The organism is Nocardia sp. NPDC047038, assembly GCF_040644075.1.
In the GTDB taxonomy this organism is placed as follows: domain Bacteria; phylum Actinomycetota; class Actinomycetes; order Mycobacteriales; family Mycobacteriaceae; genus Nocardia; species Nocardia sichangensis.
In genome coordinates, this window is the sequence record NZ_JBEYVQ010000008.1 from 160872 (window position 1) to 170108 (window position 9237).

The 9237-nt window shown below is 67.6% G+C and carries 5 protein-coding genes; all 5 read left to right on the plus strand.

The genetic code is table 11. The features are described 5' to 3' along the window. The first annotated feature begins 97 nt into the window (after positions 1 to 97). The 5 genes from ABZ824_RS25670 to ABZ824_RS25690 all read left to right on the plus strand — a co-directional run bounded on the left by ABZ824_RS25670 (position 98) and on the right by ABZ824_RS25690 (position 8157). Positions 98 to 1465 (plus strand): wax ester/triacylglycerol synthase family O-acyltransferase, encoded by a 1368-nt coding sequence (locus ABZ824_RS25670; protein WP_356965755.1) that lies wholly within the window; start codon positions 98 to 100, stop codon positions 1463 to 1465. A 187-nt stretch (positions 1466 to 1652) separates the two neighbouring features. After that, positions 1653 to 2105 carry a pyridoxamine 5'-phosphate oxidase family protein gene (locus ABZ824_RS25675; protein ID WP_356965951.1) on the plus strand — a complete coding sequence of 151 codons (453 nt, stop codon included), beginning with the start codon at positions 1653 to 1655 and terminating at the stop codon, positions 2103 to 2105. Positions 2106 to 2427: 322 nt separating this feature from the next. Next, the gene (locus ABZ824_RS25680; RefSeq protein WP_356965757.1) at positions 2428 to 4068 is read left to right on the plus strand and encodes an MFS transporter; all 1641 of its coding nucleotides are present in this window, start codon (positions 2428 to 2430) and stop codon (positions 4066 to 4068) included. Between the two features lie 156 nt (positions 4069 to 4224). Beyond that, complete coding sequence (locus ABZ824_RS25685) at positions 4225 to 5127, plus strand: universal stress protein (RefSeq protein ID WP_356965759.1); 903 nt, start codon at positions 4225 to 4227, stop codon at positions 5125 to 5127. 213 nt (positions 5128 to 5340) lie between these two features. After that, on the plus strand, positions 5341 to 8157 hold the full coding sequence (locus ABZ824_RS25690; RefSeq protein WP_356965760.1) for a cation-transporting P-type ATPase: 2817 nt from the start codon (positions 5341 to 5343) through the stop codon (positions 8155 to 8157). The last annotated feature ends 1080 nt before the right edge of the window (positions 8158 to 9237 follow it).

Sequence of the window (9237 nt, forward strand, 5' to 3'; positions counted from 1 at the left end):
TGGCCGGAGTGCCCTGCGTTCGGTGACCTTCGGCCATCATCTGAACCGACGCTTCGCGCGATGCTGGAGAGACGAAGCGACTCGAATGAGCATCCCCATGACAGAACTACGACCCCTCGATTCCGGCTTCATGGAACTGGAGGACTCCGACCGGCATATCAGTCTCGGCATCGGCGCGGTGGCGATCATCTCCGGTGCCCCACCGAGCAGGTCCGAGCTGAGCGGCGTAGTCGCCAAGGGCGTGCAGCGGAACGCGCGCTTGCGCCAGAAGGTGCGGCGGGCGCCGCTCGACCTGGCCACGCCGGTGTGGGAGGACGACCCCAATTTCGATCTCGCACACCATATTCGGTGGACCGCACTGCCCGCGCCGGGTGACGAGGCCGCGTTGTGCGAATTGGTGGCGACGGAACTCGAGGAGCGACTCGATCGCGACCATCCGCTGTGGCAGTGCGTCGTCGTCGAACACCTCGCGGCGGACCGCTGGGCACTGCTGGTCAAAGCGCATCACAGTCTGGTGGACGGCGTATCCGGCATCTCGGTGTTCCGAAGTTTCTGCGATGCCGTGGCCGAGGAGCCGAACGATCCGGTGACCGAGCCACCGAACCGTACCGAGGTGCGCCGGCCGGATCTGGTTCGAGAACTGTCGCGGCTACCCGTCGTCGTGCCGCGGTCGGTGGTCGCCATGACGCGCGGTCTGGCGCCGCTGCTGTCCGCCGTCGTGTCGCCGGCCACCGAGTGCTCGCTGAACGGCCCCATCGGACGCCAGCGCCGGTATGTCGTGGCCCGGGCCGCCCTGTCGGATGTCCATGAGATCGGCGCGGTGTTCGGCGTCACGGTCAACGATGTCGTCCTGGCCGCGGTCGCCGCCGCTTATCGTGAACTGTTGGTCGGCCGCGACGAACGGCCGTCTCCGGACAAACTGCGTATTCTCGTCCCGATCTCCATGCGCTCCGAACAAGCGAAATACACACTGGACAACCGAGTTTCGGCGGTGCTGCCGTTTCTGCCGATCGAGGTCGCCGACCCGGTGGAGCGGCTGAGGGCGATCCGGGAACGGATGAACCGGCACAAGGCCGGAGGCGAAGCGCAGGCGGAGAAATCGGTGCTCGCGCTGGCGGGCCTGCTGCCGTTCGCGCCCCTGGCGTGGAGTCTTCGTCTGCTGGCACGGTTTCCGCAACGAACCGTGGGGGCGCTGGTGACGAATGTGCCCGGCCCGCGTGAACAGCTGACCGTGCGCGGGCGTGTGGTGTCGGAACTTCTGCCTGCCATGCCGATCGCCATGCGGTTGCGCACGGCGGTCGCGGTCCTCAGTTATGCGGGCCACCTGACCTTCGGCATCACCGGAGACTATGACACCGCTCCCGATATCGCCGTGCTCGCCGAAGGCATCGAGCGGGAGATCCGGCGGCTGCGGGAGCGGGCCGGGATCCGGCGACCGTCCCGGCCCGAGGAGATCCGACCGTGACGCGCCTTCACGGCGGTGCGGCCCGAGCCGCCGGGACCGGCTGCGCGAAGAGGACGGATCGGGGACTTTCTGCCCTGTCCGGCAGTAGGACTCGGTGATGATATGGGAGGCCGTGGTGTCGAGTGAAGACCGGAGAGCGAGGTTGTTGCCAGGTGGATGCACGCGCGATGTGCCCCGGCCCGAGATCATGATCGCCTCGAACGGCCGTGTCGCGGACCACGGCGTAGCGGGCCGCACGATGGTCGAGATCGACCGCGAGGAGGCGCTGCGGCTGCTGGCCGGCGTCGCCTACGGACGCGTGGTGTTCACTCGCGACGCACTGCCCGCGATTCGCCCGGTCAACCATTTCGTCGACGGCGGTGTGGTCATCGTGCGTACCCGGGTCACCTCACGGCTCACCGACACCGTTCGTGCCGATCCGTCCGTCGTCGTGGCGTACGAGGCCGACGACATCGACGCGGTGAGCCATGTGGGCTGGTCGGTCGTCGTGACCGGTCTCGCGCGTACGGTCACCGACCCCGAACGGATCGCGCGCTATACGCGGCTGCTGCGCCCGTGGGCCGATGGGCTCATGGACACCGTCATCGCTATCGAACCCACGATCGTGACGGGTGTCAGACTGCTCGGCGAGCAGGGATAGGTCCCTGTAGCGAAGCGCAACGGGTCGGTGATCCAAGCCGGTCACCGCGAGCAATTGCGGGCTCGCGGTGAATGTCTGTGATCAAATGAGGTGGATGTTGCGGCGTTCCCTTCCGACCGTCGGCGGTTGTCCGACGGCGGGTCAGGGCGGGGCGCGTGGCCGATTCGGCCACCGGACCAGAACACCAGGCAGGTGGCCCGGCAAGTCGCCCGCCGACAGATCGCCGACGCCAGGGCGCTGCTCGGTTCCGGCACGGCGACCGCCGCCGTAGCCGAGTGGCTCGGGCCCCGGCTCTCGGCCGAGACCGGGACGGAACCGAGACATGAGCATCGAGAGTTCTTCGGTATCGCAGGCCAGGCCGAATTCCGTTCTGGTACTAGGTGTACTGGCCGCGGGCCAATTCCTGATGACGCTCGACAGCTCGGTGATGAACGTGTCGATGGCGACCGTGGCCCAGGACGTCGGTACGACGATCACCGGAATCCAAACCGCGATCACCCTCTACACGTTGGTGATGGCGACGCTGATGCTGACCGGCGGGAAGGTGGGCTCCATCCTGGGCCGTCGCCGGGCGTTCGGCCTCGGGCTGGTGATCTACGGCGCCGGTTCCTGCACCACCGGCCTGGCGCCGAATCTGCCGGTTCTGCTGTTGGGTTGGTCGCTGCTCGAGGGGATCGGAGCGGCTCTGATCATGCCCGCGATCGTGTCCCTGGTCGCTGCGAACTTCGCCCCGGAACGCCGTGCGGCGGCCTATGGATTGGTGGCGGCGGCCGGCGCGATGGCGGTCGCGGTGGGGCCGCTGCTCGGCGGCGCGGTGACGACATACGCGTCCTGGCGGTACGTGTTCTTCGGCGAGGTCGTCATCGTCGTACTGATCCTGCTGGTGCTCCGCAGGATCGAGGACGCCCCCGCGGAGCAGGTGCGGCTCGATCTGGTGGGCTCGCTGCTATCGGTGGCCGGGCTCGGCATGGTCGTCTTCGGCGTCCTGCGATCGAGCACGTGGGGCTGGGTGCGGGTGAAGCCGGGCGGTCCCGCCGTGCTCGGGCTGTCCCCGGTCATCTGGCTGGTGATCGCCGGACTGCTGGTCTCGTACCTGTTCCTGCGGTGGCAGACCCATCTGGTCGACACGGGCCGGGAGCCGCTCGTCGATCCGGGATTGCTGCGTAATCGGCAGCTCACCGGCGGCCTGAGCATGTTCTTCGCTCAGTTCACGGTGCAGGCGGGGGTGTTCTTCGCGGTTCCGCTGTTCCTGTCGGTGGTGCTCGAACTCAGCGCCGTGGAAACGGGCGTGCGGATCCTGCCGCTGTCGGTGGCGCTGGTTCTGGCGGCGACGGCGATTCCGAAGTTCCGGCCGCGGGCGAACCCGCGGCGGGTGGTGCGGCTGGGGCTGGGCTCGATGATCACCGGCATCCTGATTCTGGTCGCCGGGATGGACCCCGGAGCGAACGCCGGGGTGGTCTCGATTCCGATGCTGCTGATGGGACTCGGACTGGGCGCTCTGGCCTCGCAGTTGGGGGCTGTCACCGTCTCGTCGGTGCCCGATGCGCAGAGCGGCGCGGTCGGCGGGCTGCAGAACACCGTGACCAATCTCGGCGCATCGCTCGGCACCGCCTTGATCGGCTCGGTGCTGATCGCGACCCTGACCTCGTCGGTCGTCGCGGGCATCGAAAGCGATCCCGCGGTTCCCGCGTCGGTGCAGCAGCGGGCGACCACCGAACTCGCGGGCGGCGTGCCGTTCCTGTCCAACACCCAACTCGAGGATGCCCTCCATGCCGCCGGAGTGCAGCAGTCCACCGCGGACGCCGTCATAGCCGTCAACACCGAGGCGCGGCTGGAAGCCTTGCGGGTGGCGTTGGCCGTGACTGCCCTGCTCGCCATCGCGCCGCTGTTCGCCACCGGCAGGTTGCCACTGCGGCCGGCCGCGCGGAGCCGGGATGACCCGGCCGAGACCGACGAATCGTAGAAGCAGCCTCCGGCAGAGGTCCGACGGCCCGCCCGGTGAATGACCTTCGTCTCTGCCGCCTTCGTGGGGGACGCGAGATGCTCGATGCCGATGGCAGCGGCGGCGCGGACGGCCGATGGGATGCCTGCGGCACCGCTCTCGACGGAGGGAATCTTCATGACCACCGAAAGCACCTCGCGCGAAACGAATCTCGCCTTTCCCATCTTGGCGGCCGTCGACGGCTCGGCCAGCTCGTACCAGGCGGTCGCTTGGGCGGCGGTCGAAGCCGCGCTGCATCACCGCTCGCTGCACATCGTCACTTCGATGGCGATCCAGACCGGTTTCGGCCCCGAGATGTCGCTCGGAGAAGCCGATCTGGAGTGGTTGCGCGACGACGGCGAGCGCATCCTCACGGAGGCGGCGCGGGTGGCGCGCACGGCAGTGCCGGGCGCCGAACCCGCCATCACCACCGAGGTGACTTTCGAACTGATCATTCCCATGCTCATCGAAAGGTCCGCGCGAGCGTGGATGCTGGTGGTGGGCAGTCGCGGGATGGGTGCTTTCCAGCGGGGGCTGCTCGGCTCGGTGAGCACCGCGGCCACCCATCACGCGCGGTGCCCGGTCGCGGTGATCCATGGCATCGCGGCGATCGACGCCGTATCGGCCCGGCAGCCCGTGCTGGTGGGCGTCGATGGGACCGACAACAGTGTGGCCGCCGTCGAACTGGCATTCGAGGAGGCGTCACGCCGAAAGGTCGACGTGGTCGCGCTGCACGCGTGGAGCGACACCAGCGGTCCGGACGCACCGGTCCGCGGCTGGGACGGCGCGCGCGAGTCGGCGGAGGCGGTGCTGGCCGAGAGTCTGGCCGGTTGGGCCGATCGCTACCCGGACGTCGCGGTACGTCGCGTCGTCACGGCGGGCCGGCCGGGCCGATCGTTGCTGGACGAGTCGGCGAACGCACAGTTGGTTGTGGTCGGCAGTCACGGCAGAGGAGGGTTCGCCAGCATGCTGCTGGGCTCGACGAGCAACACCCTGCTGCACTCGGTGGAGGTGCCTATGATCGTCGTTCGAACGCGGTGAAGGTCGTTTGCGAGCCGCGATGACCAGCACTGACCGCGCGTCGGTCGCAGTGCTGTCTCTGTTGGGTCAATCCGGTGTGCCCATCGCTTGCCCGTGGTTGTCTGGATACCTCACTGCGACATCATGGCGATCGGGGCCTCGTGCCCGCTCACGTCCGGATCGGGCGCTGGAGAACCTGCCATGCGGTCCCAGCCGAGAAAGGACCAGCGGGACATGGCAACGACGGAATCAGCGCGGGACCGCGTACGTCAGGCCGGCTCGGAGAGGCGACCGGTCTGGTACGCGCAGGACGCGGACGCGGTGCTGGCGGCTCTCGGCTCGGACCGGCAGTCCGGCCTGACCGCACTCGACGTCGAGGAACGGCGAAAGCGATACGGGCCCAACGAGCTCGCCGCGGAACCCGCGCCGTCGGTCTGGGCGATGGCGTTGCTGCAGTCGAAGGATCCGATGAACCTGATGCTGCTGGTGGTCACGGTGGTCAGCGTGATCATCGGCGAGATTCCGACGGCGATCGTGGTCGGGGTGCTGGTCGGGCTCAATGTCGTGCTGGGTACCCAGCAGGAGGTCAAGGCGCGGGCCAGCGTCGACGCGCTGGCGAAGATGCAGACGCCGCAGGCGCGGGTTGTGCGCGACGGGTCGCTGACGCGCTGTGCCGCGACCGAGCTCGTGCCGGGCGACATCGTCGAACTGGAGGCAGGCGACATCGTCCCCGCGGACGGCAGGCTGTTGAAATCCACCACCCTCGAGACCCAGGAAGCGGCGCTGACGGGGGAGAGCGCGCCCGTCGCCAAGGACGCCCACACGCTCGGCGCCGCCGACGTCGCCCTGGGCGACCGGGCCGACATGGTCTTCCAGAACACATCGGTGACGCGCGGCACCGCCGCCATGGTGGTCACCGAGACCGGCTCGGACACCGAGATGGGCCGGATCGCGTCGATGCTCTCGGCGGTCGCCCCGAGCAAGTCGCCGTTGCAACGGGAGCTGGATGCGCTGACGAAGGTGCTGGGCGCGATCGCCTGGATGGCGGTGGCGATCATCGTGATCATCGGGGCGATCCGCGGGCAGAGCATCACGGCGGTGCTGTTGCTCGGGATCTCGATGGGCGTGTCGGCGATCCCGACCGGCTTGCCCACATTCGTGCAGGCGATGCTGGCCTACGGGGCGCGCCGGCTGGCCGAGGCCAAGGCCGTCGTCAAGAACCTCACCGATGTCGAGACACTCGGCGCGACGAGCGCCATCAACTCCGACAAGACCGGCACGCTGACGATGAACCAGATGACGGTGCGGTCGCTGTACTTCCACGGCCGGTGGTACACCGTCGAGGGCCAGGGGTACGACAAGTCCGGGGCGATCACCCACGCCGCCGGGCAGGCGGCGCCGGACTTCACCCTGCTGGCCTACGGGCTTTGCCTGGACAGCGACGCCACCGTCGCCGACAGCGGGGAGGTCGTGGGCGATCCGACCGAGGCGGCGCTGGTGGTGCTGGCGGCCAAGCTCGGCGTCGACGCACCCCTGACCCGCCGAACCTACCCCCGGGTCGCCGAAGTGCCGTTCGATTCGGCCTACAAATTCATGGCGACGTTCCACCACCTGGAAGTCGACGGGAGCACCCGCTTCGTCGAATTGGTCAAAGGCGGGCCCGACGTCGTCCTGGACCGGTGCGCGACCGCGTACCGTCCGGGCAGGCGAGCCGTGCCGATCGACGACATGCGGCACGAGATCGCGGCCGCGAATCGCGCCATGTCGGAGAAGGGGTTGCGCGTGCTGGCCTTCGCCGCACGCTTGCTCGACGAGCAGGAGGAAGCCGCCGTTGCCGACCCGATGTCGTTCGTCGGAGAACTCACCTTCGTCGGCATGGTCGGGATCATCGATCCGCTGCGGCGCGAGGCGATCGAGGCGGTGCGCACCGCGCGTGCGGCAGGCATCGAGGTCCGCATGATCACCGGAGATCACGCGATCACCGCGTCCGCGATCGGGGCCGAACTCGGCCTCGGGCCCGGTGCGATCGGCGGCGGCGAACTCCAGGCGATGACCGACGAGCAGTTGTCGGCGGCCCTGCCGAATCTGCACGTGTTCGGGCGGGTCACCCCACAGGACAAACTGCGGCTGGCCGACCTCATGCAGCGCGGCGGTGACGTGGTGGCCATGACCGGCGACGCGGTCAACGACGCCGCCGCGCTGAAGAAGGCCGATATCGGCGTGGCGATGGGATCGGGCAGCGAAGTCACCAAGCAGGCGGGCAAGATGGTGCTCACCGACGACAACTTCGGGACCCTGATCACCGCGATCCGGCTGGGGCGCGGCATCTACGACAAGATCGTGTCCTATATCCGCTATCAGATGTCCAAGCTGTTCGCGCTGGTGGCGCTGTTCCTCGTCGCCAGCGTCTTCGACATCAACGACGGGGTCGCGCTGACCCCGCTCATGGTGCTGTTCCAGCACTTCTTCATCACCCTGTTCCCGGTCGCCGTGATCATGCTGGATCCGCCGCCGCCGGATCTGATGAACAAGCCGCCCCGCGACCCGGCGAAGCCGATCGCGAACCGGAATTCGTTCGTGCAGTGGCTGGCCTACGGTGCTGTGCAACTGGCCGTGACGCTCGCCGCGATGCTGCTCGCGCCGGGGGAGATGAGCACGACTACGGCGAGTGTCCCGATGACCATGGCGTTCGTGGTGCTGTCGTTCGGTTCCATCCTGAGCGGCCTGGTCATGCGCCGCGACCCGGAGTCCGGCGTCACCGCCCCGGTTCTCGGCGCGGTGAAGATCCTGTCGATTCCGGTCGTGGTCACCGTGTTCGCGGTCGAGATCGGCTTCCTGCAGGATCTGCTGATGACGAGGTCGCTGACGGGTGGTCAGTGGCTGGCCTGCCTGGGCTGGTCGCTCGTGGTCCCGATCGTCATCGAAGCAGAGAAGGCGGTGCGACGTCGGCGACGATCCGGCGCGCCCGCGCCGATCCCCACAATGGCGGCGGTCGGTCCGGGACGGGCGAGTGAACGAGCGGTGCTGCCGGACATCGCGTCGTCCCGGTGATTGTCCATACGCCGGGTCCTGGCGTGCGGCAGGGGACACCACGCCAATTTGCCTAACTCTCCTACCAAGAATTTTTGCGGCCGTATCCGGTGGACCAGCACACGGCTGCGGCGCCGCCCCGATTCCCTTGCGGGCAAAAAGTCTTCAGCGTTGTGCCGGTGTGCGTCCGGCACGGCGGTCGTGCCGATTGCTCCGGCATGGTCGCCGGTGCCTGCCCGGCCTGCTATCGGCCGTCCGAATCCGCGGCCTGACCGGGACGATGTCCGTCGTGAGCGCTGATCGACCGCCGTCCGGCCGTGCGTGAAAGCGTCGTGGACGCTGGACTTCTCTCGGGAACCACCCCTTTCCGGCAGCGATCTTCGGCGCACGCGGAAGCGTGGAAACAATTCATCGCCTGATATGAGCGCCCTGCCGAACGGAAGTATGTGCTGCGAGACGGTACCCGATGCAGATTGTTTCGGGGTCGATGAATGGGCACTCGTATGGAATTGTCGGGGCGCTGCGACGATTGATGGAAGTGGTGTCTATTGGTAACAAGAACTGAGGTTGCCAGTTTATTGCTATAACTGCCGACCGGTAATTCATTGTCGATCGACGGTGTAGGCGAGGAGGTCCTGCGGCCCCTCGCTCGGCCGTCTGGCCGGTCGCGGACGTACCGGCTTGATTCCGCCCCTGACCCGGCATGTACGATGCCCGATCGCGGGTGTCTCTCCTCGGTTACTTGCCTCGGAACCAGGATCTTCTTCGGGGATGCGCGATCGGAGTAGCGGCGCCGTGCGAGATGTGCCACGGGTCCGCGTCGCTGGAATCGGGATCCGAAACACCGGCTTCCGTGCGGGGCCGAGAGGTTTGATACGACTAGACTCAGCCAGGCTGCTGTCAGATAGCTTGTCCCACCAGAGTGTCGATGCTCCACCGCAGATTCAAAAGTTCTGTTTTCAGATTTTGAGACGACTGGAAATGCCGACAAACAGGAGGTGTGGGAGCCGCCGTAGCGGCCACAATGGTGTCCGATTCGGATGCCGGGAACCGGCTGATCGAGCTACACGCGAAACCTGAACGGCGCGGCGAACAGCAGGG